This is a genomic window from Clostridium nitrophenolicum (assembly GCF_055391695.1).
Window position 1 is genome coordinate 3,941,968 of record NZ_AP042469.1, and the last position, 18,972, is coordinate 3,960,939.

General features: G+C 31.4%; 15 protein-coding genes. 4 read left to right on the forward strand and 11 right to left on the reverse strand.

What is annotated here, in order from left to right; translation table 11 throughout:
• Nucleotides 1–147 precede the first annotated feature (147 nt).
• Nucleotides 148–1,827: an alpha-keto acid decarboxylase family protein gene (locus ACZ5N4_RS18665; protein ID WP_464204013.1), complete on the forward strand. Its 1,680-nt coding sequence runs from the start codon at nt 148–150 to the stop codon at nt 1,825–1,827.
• 49 nt (nt 1,828–1,876) lie between these two features.
• Here ACZ5N4_RS18665 and ACZ5N4_RS18670 read toward each other — a convergent pair whose 3' ends face one another.
• The 10 genes from ACZ5N4_RS18670 to ACZ5N4_RS18715 all read right to left on the reverse strand — a co-directional run bounded on the left by ACZ5N4_RS18670 (nt 1,877) and on the right by ACZ5N4_RS18715 (nt 14,728).
• The gene (locus tag ACZ5N4_RS18670) at nt 1,877–2,077 is read right to left on the reverse strand and encodes a hypothetical protein (protein WP_464204014.1); all 201 of its coding nucleotides are present in this window, start codon (nt 2,075–2,077) and stop codon (nt 1,877–1,879) included.
• Nucleotides 2,078–2,162: 85 nt separating this feature from the next.
• A complete protein-coding gene (locus ACZ5N4_RS18675; RefSeq protein WP_464204015.1) occupies nt 2,163–2,972 on the reverse strand; it encodes a DUF4037 domain-containing protein in 810 nt (269 codons plus the stop codon).
• A 375-nt stretch (nt 2,973–3,347) separates the two neighbouring features.
• Nucleotides 3,348–5,723, reverse strand: coding sequence for a glycogen/starch/alpha-glucan phosphorylase (locus tag ACZ5N4_RS18680; protein WP_464204016.1), 2,376 nt, complete (start codon nt 5,721–5,723; stop codon nt 3,348–3,350).
• Between the two features lie 7 nt (nt 5,724–5,730).
• Entirely contained in the window at nt 5,731–7,209 is a 1,479-nt protein-coding gene (gene malQ / locus ACZ5N4_RS18685; RefSeq protein WP_464204017.1) for a 4-alpha-glucanotransferase, read from the reverse strand.
• 12 nt (nt 7,210–7,221) lie between these two features.
• On the reverse strand, nt 7,222–9,378 hold the full coding sequence (locus tag ACZ5N4_RS18690; RefSeq protein ID WP_464204019.1) for a TIM-barrel domain-containing protein: 2,157 nt from the start codon (nt 9,376–9,378) through the stop codon (nt 7,222–7,224).
• 28 nt (nt 9,379–9,406) lie between these two features.
• Nucleotides 9,407–10,234, reverse strand: a complete 828-nt coding sequence (locus tag ACZ5N4_RS18695; protein ID WP_464204020.1) for a carbohydrate ABC transporter permease — start codon at nt 10,232–10,234, stop codon at nt 9,407–9,409.
• Nucleotides 10,234–11,100, reverse strand: coding sequence for a carbohydrate ABC transporter permease (locus tag ACZ5N4_RS18700; protein ID WP_464204021.1), 867 nt, complete (start codon nt 11,098–11,100; stop codon nt 10,234–10,236). Before ACZ5N4_RS18700 ends, ACZ5N4_RS18695 begins: the two co-directional genes overlap by 1 nt.
• 67 nt (nt 11,101–11,167) lie before the next feature.
• Complete coding sequence (locus ACZ5N4_RS18705; protein WP_464204022.1) at nt 11,168–12,499, reverse strand: ABC transporter substrate-binding protein; 1,332 nt, start codon at nt 12,497–12,499, stop codon at nt 11,168–11,170.
• Between the two features lie 97 nt (nt 12,500–12,596).
• Entirely contained in the window at nt 12,597–13,697 is a 1,101-nt protein-coding gene (locus ACZ5N4_RS18710; RefSeq protein WP_464204023.1) for an ABC transporter ATP-binding protein, read from the reverse strand.
• A gap of 11 nt (nt 13,698–13,708) precedes the next feature.
• Nucleotides 13,709–14,728, reverse strand: a complete 1,020-nt coding sequence (locus ACZ5N4_RS18715; protein WP_464204024.1) for a LacI family DNA-binding transcriptional regulator — start codon at nt 14,726–14,728, stop codon at nt 13,709–13,711.
• A gap of 520 nt (nt 14,729–15,248) precedes the next feature.
• Between ACZ5N4_RS18715 and ACZ5N4_RS18720 the strand changes: the two genes are divergently transcribed.
• Nucleotides 15,249–15,740: a hypothetical protein gene (locus ACZ5N4_RS18720; protein ID WP_464204025.1), complete on the forward strand. Its 492-nt coding sequence runs from the start codon at nt 15,249–15,251 to the stop codon at nt 15,738–15,740.
• Nucleotides 15,741–15,991: 251 nt separating this feature from the next.
• Here ACZ5N4_RS18720 and ACZ5N4_RS18725 read toward each other — a convergent pair whose 3' ends face one another.
• Nucleotides 15,992–16,864 carry a DUF1002 domain-containing protein gene (locus ACZ5N4_RS18725; protein ID WP_464204026.1) on the reverse strand — a complete coding sequence of 291 codons (873 nt, stop codon included), beginning with the start codon at nt 16,862–16,864 and terminating at the stop codon, nt 15,992–15,994.
• 362 nt (nt 16,865–17,226) lie between these two features.
• Here ACZ5N4_RS18725 and ACZ5N4_RS18730 point away from each other — a divergent pair, with 362 nt between their 5' ends.
• On the forward strand, nt 17,227–18,228 hold the full coding sequence (locus tag ACZ5N4_RS18730) for an ABC transporter substrate-binding protein (protein ID WP_464204027.1): 1,002 nt from the start codon (nt 17,227–17,229) through the stop codon (nt 18,226–18,228).
• On the forward strand, nt 18,200–18,934 hold the full coding sequence (locus ACZ5N4_RS18735) for an ABC transporter permease (protein ID WP_464204028.1): 735 nt from the start codon (nt 18,200–18,202) through the stop codon (nt 18,932–18,934). The genes ACZ5N4_RS18730 and ACZ5N4_RS18735 overlap by 29 nt, the downstream gene beginning before the upstream one ends.
• The last annotated feature ends 38 nt before the right edge of the window (nt 18,935–18,972 follow it).

Sequence of the window (18,972 nt, forward strand, 5' to 3'; positions counted from 1 at the left end):
AAAGAATGTGTGAATTTACACTAATGCGAGTACCTTTATAGTATATTGCAATAATTCTGGTAATAATAAATTAAGCTTCACATTGATATTTACAGAATTACCATACAAAAGGTTAAACTAACTATTTTAAAATTAGGGAGGAAAAAAATGTCTGAGAATAGTGTGAATTCATCTGAATTAAAGCAAACTGTTGGATACTATTTATATGATTGTTTAATCAGCGAAGGCATTACAGAAATCCTTGGTGTTCCAGGAGACTATAATTTTTCACTTTTAGATATTCTAGAAAAGTATGAAGGCATAAATTTTGTTAACTGCCATAATGAATTAAATGCTGGCTATGCAGCTGATGCCTACGCAAGAGTTAAAGGAATAAGCGCCTTAATAACTACCTTTGGAGTAGGTGAATTAAGTGCTTGCAATGCTATTGCAGGCTCCTATTGTGAGAATGTGCCCGTTATCCATATAGTTGGCGGTCCTAAAACAAAGGATCAGCAGGCGCATAAACAAATGCACCACACCTTATTAGATGGAGACTTTGATGTTTTCAGAAAAGTTTATGAACACTTGACAGAATATACAGCAACAATAACTCCCGAAAATGCAGTCTTTGAGATTAAGGCAGCTATTCAAAAAGCAAAGGAAACAAAGAAACCCGTATATCTGCTTATCGCAACTGATATTGCCAATCAGCCTATAATAAATAGAGATGTTAACCTTACGATTAAGCAGACAAATCAAAATTCCTTACAGGCTGCAATACAGCACATAGATAAGATAATAACCCAAGCACAAAGACCAGTTCTTCTTTCTGGCGTTCATGTGTCAAGATATAATCTTCAGGCTCAAGTCCAGCAGTTAGTAGATAAAATGAACCTTCCTGTAGCTACTATGATGATGGGTAAAGGCTCCTTTGATGAGAGCCATAAAAATTTTATTGGCCTATATGCTGGAGACCTTGGAAACAAGGAAGTACAAAATATAGTTGAAACTTCTGACTGTATTTTAGCTATTGGTACTATGTGGTCAGACTACAATACCGGTTCCTTTACTGCAAAGTTAAACCCTTTAAATATTATAGAACTTCAGCCTGATAGTGTGAAAATTGGCATGGCAGCATACGAAAATATACTAATACAGGATATGTTAAATGAACTTTTGACAAGGATTAATAAAAGGATGACTAATGTTCCAACTGCACCTTCTCCTTATGTTGATGTCAATATATCATTGGAGGAAGATATTTCTTCAAAATATTATTATCCAAGATTTCAAAAAATGCTTAAGGAAAATGATATACTCATTGCAGATGCTGGTACTTTTGAATTTGGAATAGCACAATTAAACCTGCCAAAAGGCGCAACTTATATAACTCAGGGTGGCTGGGGCAGTATAGGTTATGGAACTCCTGCAGCCTTTGGTGCCTGCATAGCAGCAAAAAACAGACGTGTAATCCTGTTTGTAGGAGATGGCTCTAATCAAATGACAGTTCAAGAGTTCAGCTCTATGCTGCATAATAACTGTAAGCCTATTATATTCTTAGTTAACAACAAAGAATATACCATTGAAAAATATCTTAATGTAGCTCAAAAAAATACCCATTACAATGATTTGCCTTTGTGGGACTACTCAAAGCTCATAACAGCCTTTGGAGGAGAATCTTATACAGCGAAGGTTTATACAAATAAAGAACTTGATGAAGCAATAAAGAAGGCAGAAGTTCAATGCAATGAGAGATTATGCTTGATTGAAATATATGCTCCTAAAATGGATGCTCCACCTATAGTTCATAAAATGACAAAGGTGCTTGAGCAAATGCAAAAATAAATAGTTAATAAAAACACGCCTTAGGACACTAAAACCTAGGGCGTTTTTATTAAAACTTTTCTCTAATAATTAAAGTAGTATCTTGCAAAGAATGTTTTAATACTAAGAATTCTGTATCCAAAGTATTCATTTCTTGTTCTATAACTTGATATTCATTTGAGTTCTCAACCAGATTGACTTTTTCACTTCCAAGTTTCTGCAGTTCTTTATCAATTTCAATCATTCTTAACATTGCTTCATAACAATTCATTTTATTACCTTCTTTCTTTTACATAAATTTTTGCTTACCTCCACCTAGAGGCTTAATCTTATAATTCTTCCTTACTTATTAAAATTTAAAGATATACTATATTTTCTTTCTTAAGTAGCTCTGTTAAGTTATGTACAAGTTCATTTATTTCTTCTAGTATTCCACTATCAAAATTCATACAATTATTGAGAATATTTGCTATGTTCTTTTCCATATTAAAAGGTATCTTATCACACTTATTATTTATAATTTTTATCAGCTTCTTTTCTCCAGGATGTAGTATTTCATTTATAGCAAATATGATATCAAAATAACTTGCAAGCAGTGCAGCTATTCTATGATTTACACTAACCAAATCCTTTCTTTTAATAGCCTTTTCAATTTGGTAATAGTATGAAGACATATTTTTTCTCAATATAGGATAATTCTTTGCAACGATATTTTCCTTTAATTCTTTTGGATACTTTACATTATACTTATCTTGAATTGCTGACAGTTGTCCATTTCTATCAAACACAATCTTTGAATCTATCACATTATGCCAAAAACAAGTGGTATAACCTACACTAGCTTCATGCCTATCTATTACTTTTTCAAGATAATCCTTTATCCATTTCATATCCAAATATATTATATCTATAGCCTTTTCAGAATTTCTTAGTTTCCACTCATCTCCTGGACCCCAGAACTGATTGTCAATTTCCATATAGTCTGCAAATTCTTTAGCAATTACTTCTCTTTCAAAGACTGGTATATCACTATTTATGTATACATCTATATCTATGTCTGAATTCTCATCTTCAGTTTGAAATGCAGTAGAGCCCGCTAATGTTATTGCCTCTACCTGTGGCAATTTACTAAACCTATTAATTATCTCCCCAATAATTTTAACCATAATAACACATCTCCTAATCAGCAGTAAAAACTTTAATTAAGTTAGAAGCCTTTAATTTGTAAAATAAAAATTATGTGACATAAGACCCTATATAGAGCATTAGACTGAAAGTTACTTTTCACATAGATATTTATAACTAAGGTATTCATAGGGGTACATCTGACAGTACATTTAATGATTTTATGTTAGCTCTTGGCGAAGCTGCTTTAGAACATCATCAATCTTAAATACTGTTTGAGCATAGCGAGTTTATTTAAGATTGTTGAGGTTCTTAGCGGCAAGCCTTAGAGATAACCAAAATTATTAACAGTACAGAAGAAGTACCCCTATGAATACCGCTAATAAGTCAAATACTTAGGTTGAATATCTATACTTTTAAACTTGTTTAGCTTCTACATTCCAAATTTCTTTTGCATACTCTAGTATAGTTCTGTCGCTGCTGAACTTACCTGCATTGGCAATATTCATTAGACATTTTTTTGTCCAACTTAATTTATCTCTGTAAGCTGCATCAACCTTATTTTGAGCATCTCTATAATCTGCAAAGTCTCTAAATATAAAGTAGTTATCAGCACTATGCCAGCTTGCACCTTCAAGGAGAGATGTATATAACTCCTCAAACATTCCAGTGTCTTCATCATCAAAGGTTCCATCAATTAATGTATCTACAACCCTTTTTAATCCTGGCACAGTTTCATAGTACTCCTCAGGACTGTAAGTATCTTTAATTTTTTCTATTTCTTCTACTCTAGCTCCAAATATAAAGTTATTTTCTTCTCCTGCTTCCTGTACTATTTCTACATTAGCACCATCGTAGGTTCCTATAGTAGGAGTTCCGTTTAACATGAACTTCATATTTCCAGTACCGGATGCTTCTTTACCTGCAGTAGATATTTGCTCAGATATATCCGCTGCTGGAAATAATTTTTCCGCATAGGAAACTCTATAGTTTTGTACAAATACCACTTTTATTTTATTATTTATTTCAGCATCATTATTAACCAAATTGGCTATTTCATTTATAAACTTTATTATCCCCTTAGCTCTAAGGTATCCTGGTGCTGCTTTAGCTCCAAAAATAAAGGTTCTTGGTACAATATCCATTTGTGGATTTTCCTTTAATCTAAAGTATAAATCTAAAATGCCAAAGGCATTTAAAAGCTGTCTCTTATATTCATGTAATCTCTTTATTTGAATATCAAATAAGGAATTTGGGTCAATTTCTATTTTTTCATTTTTATTAATATAAGTCGCCAATTGCTCTTTCTTCAATTGTTTTATTTCTAAAAGTTTATTTAAGACAACTTTATCATCTATATATTTTTCTAAATCCTTTAATTCACTTAAATCTGTAATCCAGTTATCACTGCCAAGAAGCTCTGTAATAAATGCTGATAACTCTTTATTACATAATGCAAGCCATCTTCTTGGAGTTATACCATTAGTCTTATTTAAAAATCTATCCGGATAAAGTTCATACCAATCTTTTAATTCTTGATTTTTTAATATATCTGTATGAAGCTCTGCAACGCCATTAGTAGCATGAGTACCATGAATTGCAAGCCAGGCCATTCTAATTCTACCTTTATAAATAATCTTCATTGAATTAATTTTTTCATAGCTATATTTCTTTTGTCCAAGCATTCTCATAAATCTTTTATCTATTTCTTTTACTATTTTATAAACTGAAGGTATTAATTTTTTATAAAGTTCAATATCCCATTCTTCAAGAGCTTCTCTTAGTATAGTGTGGTTCGTATATGAGAATGTAGCTACAGCAATCTCCCATGCCTTGTCATAGCTAAGTTTTTCTTCATCTATAAGTATTCTCATAAGTTCTGGTATAGCTACCACCGGATGGGTATCATTAAGTTGAATTGCATGATAGTTCTTAAACAACTCAAAGTTATTTCCATGTTGCTTTTTAAAGCTTCTAACTAAATCCTTTAAAGCTGCTGAAACAAAGAAATACTGTTGCTTTAATCTTAGCATTTTACCTTCCACTGTAGAATCATTTGGATATAACACCCTTGAAATATCTTCAGCTCTATTTTTTTCCTTTACTGCTTCTGTATATTCCTGAGAATTAAATAATTCGAAATCAAAATCCTGTAAAGGTTCAGCTTTGAATAGTCTAAGCTTATTTATATTATTTGTTCCATATCCAATAATAGGAGTATCATATGGAATAGCTTTTACTTTTTCATCGCTAAACTCAACGATAACAGCATCATCCTCACATCTTATTGACCAAGGATCTCCATACTTTAGCCAATTATCAGCATGTTCCATCTGGAAACCCTCTTTAAAACTTTGCTTAAATAGTCCATGACTATATCTTATTCCGTAGCCTGTTAAAGGAATATTTGTAGCAGCTGATGAATCCATGAAGCAAGCAGCTAGCCTTCCTAAGCCTCCATTACCAAGACCTGCATCTTCCTCTATTTCTTCGATATCGTTTATATTTATCTTTAATTCTTCTAAGACTTTCTTAACTTCATCATAAATTCCTAAGTTCATTAGGTTGTTTCCTAAGGCTCTTCCCATTAAAAATTCAGCAGATAAATAATAAGCTTGTTTACCTTTTGCATATGCTTCAGCTGTCTTATTCCAGTTATCAATTATTATTCCCATGACTGCCTTAGAAAGTGCATTATATTTCTCATAATCCTTTGCCTTATCTATACTTTTACCATAGTCTGTTTTTAAAATTCTTTCTATAGTTATCTTAAATTCCTTAGTATCCAGCATTTTACCTCTACCTTCCATATAGTTTTGTAATTTTATTAATTTTTTGTGCTAATTTATGATTTAAGTACTCTTTTCTTGCTCTCCAAAGCCAGTTTCCACCTAAAGTCGAAGGAATATTCATTCTTGCTTCACTTCCAAGCCCTAAATAATCCTGCATTTGTGCTATAGCTAAGTTCCCAACAGAGCTTAATGCACCTCTTATAAAACCCCAGTTATATCCTTCCTTTTTATTTAGCTTTAGGTATTTCTTAGCAAAATTTGTATCACTCTTTTGGGTATTCTCAAACCATCCCATAACAGTATCATTATCATGAGTTCCAGTATAAACTATACAATTCTTTTCATAGTTATGAGGCAAATAATCACTTTCTTCTCTTGTATCAAAAGCGAACTCCAATACCTTCATTCCTGGATAACCTGAAGCATCTCTAAACTCTATAACTTCCTGTGTTAAATATCCCAAGTCCTCAGCAATAATGTCTACTTCTCCTAATACTTCTTTTACTGCATTGAAAAGCTTTATTCCAGGGCCTTTCACCCATTTTCCATTTACAGCTGTTGGCTCTCCATAAGGTATTTGCCAGAAGGATTCAAAGCCTCTAAAGTGGTCTATTCTTGTTACATCATATAGATTAATATTTCCTTTGATTCTTTCAATCCACCATTTATAATGAGTTTTTTCTAAATAACTCCAATTATATATAGGGTTCCCCCATAATTGCCCTGTAGCTGAAAATGCATCAGGAGGACACCCAGAAACAACAATAGGTCTTTTCTCTTCATCAAGCATAAACACTTCACTATTCGCCCAAGTATCTGCACTATCCTCAGCTACATAAATTGGAATATCACCAATAATTTTTATTCCATTAATATTTGCATAGTTTTTTAATGCTGCCCATTGTTTAAAGAATATGTGTTGTAAAAATACCCAGTAATCTATTTCATTTTTCAATTCTTCCTTATAATGCTCTAAAGCTGCTTTCTTTCTTAATTTAATATCTGTATCCCATTCCTGCCAGGACTTCAAATCAAATTCTGATTTTACAGCCATATATAATGCATAGTCCTCAAGCCATGCCTTATTTTCAAATCTAAAACTTTTTATTTCATCTTTATACTTTCCTTTGCTATTTTGAAAAGCAATTCTTAATATAGGCATTTTATTGTTAAACATTTTTTCATAATCTACTTTTTCAGGATCATTACCAAAATCCACATTTTCATACTCTTCTTTTGTAAGTATTCCCTCTTCTTTAAGTAAATCCAAATCTATAAAATATGGATTACCTGCGAAGGTTGAAAAGGATTGATATGGTGAATCTCCCGCTCCTGTAGGTCCTATAGGAAGTATTTGCCAATAACTTTGCCCTGCTTCTACTAAAAAATCTATAAACTCGTAAGCTTCCTTGCCAAAGGTTCCAATTCCATATGGGCTAGGCAAAGATGCAATATGCATTAAAATACCGCTACTTCTTGTAATCATTGCCCTTCTCCTTTATCCATTTAAGTAAATCTTTTTTCTATTTATGTTTCCGTCAATATCAACTATTTCAAAATTTAATTCTTTAACAAATTCATTTCCTCTATTTTCAACGGTTATTACATAATCTTTTTCTGTCTTTTCAATTTGAATAAATATTTCTGTATATCTATTATTTTTATAACCACAGGTTTTTCCATCATCATCATAGTAAATATATTCTGCTTTGTCCTTTACAAAAGCTATTATATTTAACTCTTTATTATCTAGCTTTTCAACATTTTGTGCATGTTTGCCTAAAACTAACATTTTATTTTTTCTAATAAAAATTGGTACTTCATCTAAATCTACATCTATATAATGGTGCCCCTGCTTAACTATGCTGTACTTACTCTTCTCATATTCCTTAACCTTCCACAAAAGCATATCCTCTGGAAGGTAAACATATCTTCCTATTGCATTTTCTTCATATATAGGAGTAAGCATTAGAGAATCTCCTAATAACAACTGATTTTCTATTCTTTTTGACATTTCATCTTCATATACGAAGGATAGTGGTAAAAAATACATATCTCTATTCTTAACTGCTTTCATATACTCAGAATAAATATATGGTATTAGAGCATATCTAAGTTCTATTGCTTTTTTAAGTATGCTATTTGTTTCTTCATCAAAGGAGAAAGGTTCTTGGAATCTAGTTCCCATAGCAGAATGGTTTCTAAACAACGGTGTAAATAAACTAAATTGTGTCCACCTTATAACTAACTGGCTATTAGCATTATTGCTGAATCCGCCAGTATCTGCACCAATATACAAGAATCCACACATATTTAAAGATAGCATCATTTTTATATTTAGTAATATATGTTCCCACCAAGAACTATTATCTCCAGTCCATATACCAGAGTATCTATGCATTCCTATATATGAAGCTCTGGAAAATAATAAGAATCTTTTATTATTTTCTATTTCCTTTAATCCCTCTGCTGCACTTCTGGTCATATTATAACCATAGAGATTATGAACCTTATAATGATTTATAAGTTTTCCATCTATGTTATGATAAAAGCTTTTATAATCTTCTATGTTATTTGACATATTAATAAATTTATCTTTTAAAGCAAAACAAGAATAAATATCTAAATTTTCCTTCTCAGAAGCCTTTGCCGCTTCAATTGCTTCTTTTAACCCTCTATTTGTATAAAATAGGGCTGGTTCATTCATATCATTCCAAAAACCTTCTATACCTAATTCAGTAAGATTTTTGTATTTAAGACCAAACCATCTTCTTGCTTCACTATTTAAAAAATCTGGGAAATGACATCTTCCTGGCCAAACCGCAGCAATGAAATTATTACCATTTTCATCAGTACAAAAATAACCCTTTTGTACACCTTCCTCACAAACGTCATAATCCTTTTCTATCTTAACGCCTGCATCAATTATAGGTATAAGCCTAAAGCCCTTATTCTTAAGATCTTGTACAAAGGTTTTAAAGTTTGGAAAAGCTTTTTCATCTATGGTAAAATCTTTAAAGCTCTCCATGTAATCAATGTCAAGATAAATTGCATCGCAGGGAATTTTATTCTCTATAAACTTATCTGCAATTTTGTTAATAGCATTAGCATCTTCATAGCTCCATCTAGATTGCTGATATCCAAAGGCCCACTTTGGAGGAGCATAGGTTTCACCAATGATATTTAAAAATTCCTTTACAATCTGTTTTGCTGACTTTCCATTGATAATATAAATATTTGCATCTTTTTCTTCTATTTTAATTTTCAACTCATCTTTGTGAGAAAAACCTATATCAAAGACAGCTTTTCCCGGACAATCAACAAAAACTCCAAATTTGTTTTTTCCATCTATAACTATAAAGTTATGAGCACCATATAATGATTTTTTGTCTGGAGTATGCATTGGATCATCACTGCAAAAGGCCTCATATATTCCGCCTCTCTTATTCATTCCTCTTTGATTTTCACCAAGTCCATATACAATATCAGTTTTGTGCATTATATAACTAAAGCTTAAGTCTTCTTCAGCCTTTATATTAAAGAAATCAATATCATCTTTATAAAGTTCTTCATCGCTTAAAACTACAGCATCAGTATTTATAGGATTTCCAAAAGTATATTTAACTACATTATCATTTAATTTATAAACTTTCATTATTATCACCTCATGAGTAAAAAGTTCATCACTTAATAGATCCTTGAGTAATTCCTTTTACTATATGTTTTTGAGCAAATAGATAGAATATGATTATTGGAATCATTGCCAAAACAAGCCCTGCTAATGCCAAGTTCCATTGTTTAGAATACTCTCCAAAGAAATAGAACATTTTAAGTGGAAGAGTTTGCCATCCCGGTTTATTTATAACGAGTTGAGGCAGTAAGAAATCATTCCATATCCACATAGCATTTAAAATACTTATAGTTACAGTTATTGGCTTCAATAATGGAAAAACAATGAGCCAAAATATCTGCAATTTGTTACAACCATCAATAGTTGCTGCTTCTTCTAGTTCTACTGGTATATTTTTAATAAAACCGTGGTACATAATTATTGATAAACTAGATCCAAAGCCTAAATACATGAGTACTATTCCTACAGGGTTTAATAAATGTAATTTTCCCATTAGATTGATAAGAGGCAGCATTACAGCTTGAAATGGGATAAGCATAGCTATTGCAAATAAAAAGAATAAGAATTTACTTAATTTCGTCTTTGATCTAACTAACATCCAAGCAGCCATTGAAGCAAAAATTACTATAAGTAAAGTACTAGATGTTGTAATTAAAAAAGAATTCATGAAAGAATGAAAAAATTCTAAGTCTTTAAAGGCCTGAACATAATTCCCTAGTGTAAAGACATCCTTTGAAGGAATACTTATAACATTCGTGTAAATACCTCTTTGAGTTTTAAAAGAATTTGTAAAGGCAATATACAATGGTGCTAAGAATATAATTGCTACAAAACACGCAAATATGCTCCATAATATATTTTTTTGAAGGCTTTTTTTCATTACATTTCTACCTCCTTTTTCTTACTAAAGCTTAATTGTGTCAATGTTATCGCAGCTACTGCAATTAAAAATACTACTGCTTTAGCTTGAGCTAAGCTAAATTTATTGTAAACAAATGCGGAACTGTAAATATTCAATGCTAACATTTCAGTTGATCCATATGGGGCACCACCTGTAAGAGATAAGTTTTGATCAAACAATTTAAAAGAGTTAGACAGTGTTAGGAAAAGTCCTACTGTAAATGCAGGTGCTACAAGTGGAATTGTTATATTCACAAGCTTTTCAAAAGAATTTGCTCCATCTATTTCCGCAGCTTCCAATAGATTTTCCGGAATACCTTGAAGTGCAGCTATGTAGACAACCATCATATAGCCTGACATCTGCCAAGACATTAATATTACTAATCCCCAAAAACCAGTTCCTGTAGTTGAGAGCCAGCCTCGCAGGAAATCTAGTCCTAGTTTGATGCCTATTGCATCAAAAGCTTTTGTAAAAATAAATTGCCATATGAATCCAAGTATAAGTCCTCCAACCATGTTTGGCATAAAGAAAATACTTCTTAAAATATTACTGCCTTTCATTTCTCTAGTAACCAGAAGCGCTAGTCCAAAACCAATTAAATTTATCATAAAAACAGATACAATAGAGAATTTTGCAGTAAATATAAAGGCTCGCAAAAATCCGTTTTCTTTTTTAAATATCTCTAAATAGTTTGCAACTCCAATAAATGCTGCTTTGTTTTCTATACCATTCCAATCAGTAAAAGAATAATATATTCCTAATAAAGCAGGTATAATTACAACCAGTAGAAATGCAATTAGTATAGGCCCAACGAAGAAACTAAACCATAACTTTGACTTTTTCATAGTAACCTCCCTTATCTTGTTTTTATATAATTTGAGGAGAGAAAAAATCTCTCCCCATAGTTAATTATTATTTTCTCATTTCTGTCCACTTAGCTTGAGAATTCTTTACAAGATCTTCCCACTTTTCTTCACCAGATAAATACTTTTGAATTTCTAGTCCAAGAACCTTCTGACCCCATCCAGTTGGATATCCCATGAATACCCATGGTGATGTCTTTCCTGCTTGAACATATCTGTTAACTGCAGCACCAAGAGCATCCTTAGGTTGGAATTTTTCATATCCCTTTAATGCAGGTATAAAGAAGAATTTATTAACAACAAAATCTTTACCTTTATCAGAAGTATATAACCAGTTTAAAAATTCTTTAGCAGCTTTTTGTTGCGACTCTGAACCTTTATTGTTAACTGCCCAATACATTGGAACTCCTACTGGAATTGTATCTTCTTTTCCACCTTTAATTGGCATTGGCAATATGTCTAAGTTATTTGCAACTTTTTCATCTACTTTTTTAACATCATTAAAAATCCAGTTTCCTTGTTGAACAATAGCAACACGTTCAATTGCAATACCTTGACCAACTTGAGTTGCATAATCAACTGCATTTAATTTTCCTTTTGAGTCTTTGCTTGGTGAATAGTTAGCTTGTAAGTCTATTAATGCTTTTAATCCATCTCCATATTTAAAATCAACTTTTTTAGCATTAAAGGCTTCTAAACCGCTCTTAAATTCTTGTCCTAGTGCTGCATTTGACGCATGTAATCCAGTTACCCAATCTTCTTTAGCTGGAAGTTCAAATACTGCTTCTAATTTTGGGTATTTGCTCTTTAACTCTCCTGATTTTATCTTAGCATCAAGAGTTTTTACTGCAGCCTCTAAGCTTGCATAGTCTTTAATATTTTTAGCATCTATTCCTGCAGCTTCGAAAATGCCTTTATTGTATACAAATCCATAACCTTCAACTGCAAATGGCATTCCATAAACTTTATTGTCTACAGTTACTCCTGGCAACACTCCATCAACAGCTTGTTTTACCCATGGTTCGCCTGATAAGTCTACAAGTCTTGATTGCCAATCTTTAACGTCTTGAGGTCCACCTATATTAAATATATTTGGTTCTGCACCAGACTGAATTTTGGCTCTAAGTGCAGCACCATAATCCGCTCCACCACCAACGGTTTCAATATTGATTTTAACATTTGGGTGATCTGCGGAGTATGCTTTTGCAGCTTCTTCCAATTCTTTAGCCATCTCAACTTTAAATTGGAATATGTTTAGTGTTACAGCATCTTTTCCACCAGATGCACTTTCAGATTTTGATGAGCATCCAGCTAATCCTAGTGATGATGCAAGCATCATTGAAGTAATAGCTAATGCCATAACCTTTTTGATATTCTTCATATAATTTTCCCCCCTAATTTTGAACTTTTATTAAACTGCCTTATAAATTTGGCAGTATGGTTACCTTTTTAATAGTGATTTAAAATTAAGCTCTTAGTTATAAAGATATATTTTCTTCACTTTCAAAGTTGAATATGTGGCAATTCTCCATGTAAAGCATAAACTTTTTGTTTTCTCCAAATTCTAAGTCCTTTGAATCACATATATCTACTTTTGCAACAAATTGGCTTCCAGCAAAATTAAAGTATACAAAAGATTCGTTTCCCATATGCTCCACAACATCAATTACTCCATTCACTGCAGCAGAAGTGTTACATTCTCTTAATCCAATATGTTCTGGTCTAATACCGAACCAAATCTTTTTTCCTAAGTATTTCTTTACTTTATCACCTTTGTTTTGTGGTAATGCTAATTCTGTATCGCCTATTTTTACAGCTACATATGTATTTTTATCAATTAATTCTCCCTCTAAAAAGTTCATTGCAGGAGAACCAATAAATCCAGCTACAAACTTATTCGCAGGATAGCTATATAAATTAAGAGGAGTGTCTACCTGCATAATCTTACCAAGATTCATTACACATATTCTATCACCCATTGTCATTGCCTCTACCTGGTCGTGGGTAACATATATCATAGTTGACTTTAATCTTTTATGAAGCTTAGAAATTTCTACTCTCATATGAACCCTTAGTTTTGCATCAAGATTTGATAGTGGTTCGTCAAAGAGAAACACATCTGGATCACGAACTATAGCCCGTCCAACTGCTACCCTTTGTCTTTGTCCTCCTGACAGTTCTTTAGGTTTTCTATTTAACACAGTCTCCAAATCTAATATTTTTGCCGCTTCTTTAACCTTTTCATCAATAACATTCTTTGGTGTTTTCTTTATTTTTAATGAAAAAGCCATATTTTCATAAACTGTCATATGTGGGTACAATGCATAGTTTTGAAAAACCATTGCAATCCCTCTATCTTTAGGTGGAATATTATTTACTAGCTTGTCTCCTATGTAGACTTCTCCTCCTGAAATTTCTTCAAGACCTGCTATCATTCTTAAAGTAGTAGATTTAGCACAGCCTGATGGTCCTACAAAAACCATAAATTCTCCATCATTTATTTCCAAATCAACTCCATGAACAGCTTTGAATCCATTTTCATAAACTTTTTCAACCTTCTTTAAAAATACTTTAGCCATGACCTTCCTCCCTAATCGATTTTTTTACAAGATTCTCTTTCTAATAATTCTGTTTCTAGCACTATATGCTGATGTTTTTTCTTATTTTTAATTAAGTGAAATAAAATGTCTACACTTTTTTCTCCCATCTCTTCTACTGGCTGCCTAACAGTAGTCAGCGATGGATGGAAGAACTGAGCATAATCTATTCCATCAAAACCCATTACAGAAATATCTTCTGGAATTTTAAGTCCTTTGCTTAATATTGCCTTTGAAGCCCCTATAGCCATAACGTCAGTAGTTACGAATAATGCTGTAATATCCAAGTTTTTATCCAGCAATCTGTTCATTGCCTCAAATCCAGATTCAAAAGTATAGTGCCCTATTTCCATGAGGCTTGAATTATATTCAATATTATTTTTTAAAAGTGCCTTCTTATAGCCCTCAAATCTTAATTTTCCAATACTTCTATCCTGTTCTCCAGTAGTTATAATTCCAATTTTTTTGTGACCTAATTTACATATATAGTCTACTGCATTATATGCTGCCTTTTCATTTTCTATTATTACACTTGAAAAAAAGCCTTTATCTAAATTTTCAATAATACTTGTTGATGTGAGAACTAATGGCGTATCTAAATTTTCTATCTGTTCTTTATCTAAATTATCAAAGTCACCTCCAAGACATATTAATCCTTTTAGTTTTTTCTCTTTAATAAGTTCAACAGCTGCATCAAAATCATTAGGATTAGTTTCATTGTAGTGAAGAAACATAGAATATCCTTTATCATCTATTTTTTCTTCTATGGACTTTATCATACCGGAGAAAAATGGATTATGAATACCTTTAATTAAAACACCAATATTATTTGAAGTATTTCTTTTTAGATTTCTTGCACTATTGTTAGGTATGTAATTAAACTCCTCTATAACGCTTAATACTTTTTGCCTTGTTTCTGGCTTAACGTCTGGATGATTATTTAGAACCCTTGATACAGTGCTTACTCCAACACCTGCAATTCGTGATATATCTTTTATGGTAAAATCGCTCATTAATAACTCTCCTCTAAAAATATTTTTACAACGTTTACTTAAATTCTATAAAATAAAACTTGTAAAAGCTATCTTTAATAGTATTTTCAATTGCTTGTACCTTTATATTTTATGATTAGTATTTTCGGCAACGTTTTCGGTAACGTTTCTGGTAACGTTACCAACTTTAAGTTTATTATACCATATTTAAAAATTTTTTAAATACCTTTTTCACTATTTTTTAAAAATTTATAAAGTTTTTTAAAAACCATCAATTCATAGTTTTAAAATTACTACTATATTGAGTAGCGTATTATTCTTTTAAAGCGTTGCAAGCAATAAAAGTTTGCAGTGTTTTATTTTACGTCGATACAGGAAAATAGGTTACTCTCTTAAGACTGTATATGTTATAATTTAGTATAATATTGAATGGTAAGATATTAGGAAATCAGAAAAATAAATAATATATAAAGAGGTATACAAAATTAAACACTTAGTAGAGTTATGACCATACTAGAAATTGAAAAGGAGAAAATAATATATGAAATCAAAAATAAAAATCGTAGAAGAAAATCAATGGACATCAGAAACAAAATCGATTCTAGATGAATTAATACACACTTTTTTTGGCTTATTTTCTGTTAAAGAAGGATGTAAAGTAGATTTAAGTGCTATAAACCAACTGTTTATACCTGAAGGGGTAATTATTAAGAATACTGATTCCACCCCTGAAATTTACAACCTTCAGCAGTTTATTGAGCCTCGTGAGAAGATGCTAAATGAGGGAGTGCTGATTGACTTCAAGGAAGAAGAATTGTTCGAAAAAACTGAAATATTTGGCAATATTGCTCACCGTTTCAGTCTCTATAAAAAATCGGGAGTATTGTCAGGTGCAACATTTGAAACTAAAGGAATGAAAACTATACAATTTATTAAAACACCAAATGGATGGAAAATGAGCTCATTAGCATGGGATGACGAGAAAGAGGGGTTGTCCATTCCTGATGAGTATAGTAGCTGCTCTAAAAGATAAAATAAAGCAATTCTATGAAGAAATTAGTAAATTAAAAGAAGGTAAGTAAGATTTAATTGTTCAGTTAGGTAGTATAGAAGAATTGAAGGATGAAAATAAGATTAGCCTATATCGTATCTTAAATTACCATGTAAGATACGATATAGGCTTTACTTTATATAACTAAGAAGCTCTTTATATACTTTTAAATTATTTGCGCACTCCTTTGTATTATATGTTACTTATATATTCTTTAGTATTTTCACTATAATCTAGGAAAAAAGCTTTGAGAAAAAGTTCTTGATTCCATCAAATAGATTACTAAAGAAACCCTTAGCCTGATCACTATTTAAGTTTTGTTTTAGTTGATTTGTTACATCATTTAACTGATTTTTCATCTGTTTAAAGTCCAAATTTAAACCATTTATCTTACTCATTAAAGAAGTTATATTCTTAATATCATCGCTGCTTAAATTAATGTTATAATTGTTAGTTACATTTAACACTATTTTTTCTATTTCTTTTTCATTTTTAGGCTTCTCTTTAATAACCTCTTTTTTGACTTCATTTATTAAACTGGCTGCTTTATCCTGTCCAATTTTCTCACCTAAATTACCAGTAGTAACAATTTCTTCATTAGCAACTTTCTTTTTGTTTTCATCAATCTTTTTACCACCAGTACTGTTTTCGAATCCTTTCAATATTCCTGTAAGTGCTGCAGTACCAGATACATTAAATGGAGCTGACGCTTTAACATTGGCGTTCTCTATACCTGCAGTAATCAGAGCATTTTTTATCATATTTTCATTAACCCAATATATATTATTTGTAGATACCTTCAATCCGCCTTTTGTAGTAGGTTCTACATAAGAACAGGATATAGACTTTGTTCCTATCTGTTTTTCAGAAGCTACACCACCAAGGTACTTAACTTCCTCATCTCTATTAACTTCTAATATATTAGCTTCTTCCTTAGTAACACCAAAATACTTTAGCATGTCTTCCTTTTGTTGTTTTGTTAAATCTGCTCCTAACGTTACAACCTTATAAGCATCAGCATGAGCCTTTCCTGCAGGTACAGCTGTGATTATAGATGCAACAAAAAACACAAATAACAATTTACTTATAAATGTCTTACACCTCATCTTCTAAATCTCCTTTGTTTTTTTATGAATAAACCAAAGATAAAATTCTCTAGTTTATTTAACCAACATAATATATTATATACATAATTTAACTCAAATCATATCCTAAAATTTTGGAATTAAATGTCTTTAACTTCATTTTCCTACATTATGGACCTTAAAATCATTTGAAAACTTAATATAATTATATAAGTTTTGTACTTATATAATAAGATGGGAGTATTAGAGCTGGTAATCACCGGATAAAAATTTTACAATATATAGATACTAATGGTAATTTGTTATATAATTATATTTGGAGCAAAACATAAAGTCTATAAGGCTTTTGTAAATATTAAAGCCTATAAGACAGGAGGGATATTATGAAAAAAAGAATAGGAACATTGCTTATGGCATTCATGCTTGTGACTTCAACATTGTTTGCAATAGGCTGCTCAAAAGACTCCAGCACCACTGGACAAGCTTCTAAGGAAACTAAAAAAGAAAAAGTTAAAATAGCTGCACTAAAAGGCCCTACAGGTATGGGTATAGTTAAACTTATGGAGGAAAACAAGGATGCTTATGATATTACCTTGTTTGATTCTCCAGACCAATTAGTATCTAAGATTGTAAACGGTGAGTTAGACGGTGCTGCAGTGCCATCTAATCTTGCACCGGTTTTATATAATAAAACAAAAGGTGGAATTCAATTAGCAGGTATAAACACCTTAGGAATTCTATACATTGTTGAAAATGGTAATACAATAAAAGATATAAAGGATTTAAAGGGAAAAACTATTTATTCCAGCGGAAAAGGTTCTACTCCAGAGTTTGTACTTAACTACATATTAAAGAAAAACGGACTGGAACCAGATAAAGATGTTAAAATTGAATACAAAATGCAGCATAGTGATCTAGCTGCAGCAGTAGCTTCAAAGGAAGTCAAAATAGCTGTTTTACCAGAACCTTTTGTAACTACGACAAAAATGAAGGACAAAGACTTGCAAGTAGCTATAGACTTAACTAAAGAATGGGAAAAAGTATCAGAAGGCAATAGCAAGCTAGTAATGGGAACCTTAGTATTTAGAAAAGACTTCTTAGAAAAAAGGGGAAAAGATGCAGAAGAATTCTTAGCTAAATATAAAGAATCTGTAGATTTTGTAAATAAAAATAAAGAAGATGCATCAAAGCTTATAGAAAAGAATAGTATACTTCCAAATGCTAAAATTGCAGAAATGGCTATTCCAAAGTGTAATATAGTATTTATAAGCGCAAAAGATGGCAAAGATTCCTTGGATAAATTCTACAAAGTTTTAGAACAAAATGATCCAAAATCCATTGGAGGAAAACTACCAGATGAAAATTTCTATTACAAAGGAAACTAGAAAAATAGGAATATTAATGTTTTGGGTGTTAATTTGGGAGCTTTGCTCCCTTTTTATTAATAAACCAATCCTACTTCCCTCCCCCATTGAAGTTTTAAAGATCTTAATAGTGCTTATTGGGAAAAGTTATTTCTGGAAAAGTGTTTTCAGCAGTGTATTTAGAGTTATATTAGGGCTTTTTCTATCAATAGGCGTAGGAGTGTTAACAGGGGTTATTGCAGGAGTTAATAAATTTATAGAAGAATTATTAGAACCATTAATTGTATGTATAAAATCTACTCCCGTTATGTCCATAATAATTTTAGCTTTAGTTTGGTTTAAGTCTTCCTATGTAGCTATATTTACTACTATACTAATGTGCTTTCCAATAATATATACTAATGTGCTTCATGGAATAAAATCTGTAGATGTACAATTGGTTCAAATGGCTAATGTATATAAAGTAAAGAATAAATATATAATAAAAGACATTTATTTGCCTTCAATAAGCCATTATATCATTTCTGGAATATTGATGTGTTTAGGTCTTGGATGGAAAGTTTCCGTGACTTCTGAAGTTTTAAGCACTCCAAAATATTCTATAGGTTTGAATCTACTAAATGCTAAATCAACTTTAGAAACAGCGGAACTCTTTGCATGGACTATTGTGGTCGTCTTATTAAGTTTTATCTTTGAATATATATTTAAACTCTATATTAAGGCATAATCAAATAAATAATAGACCAGTATTCTCGCATATTTGGT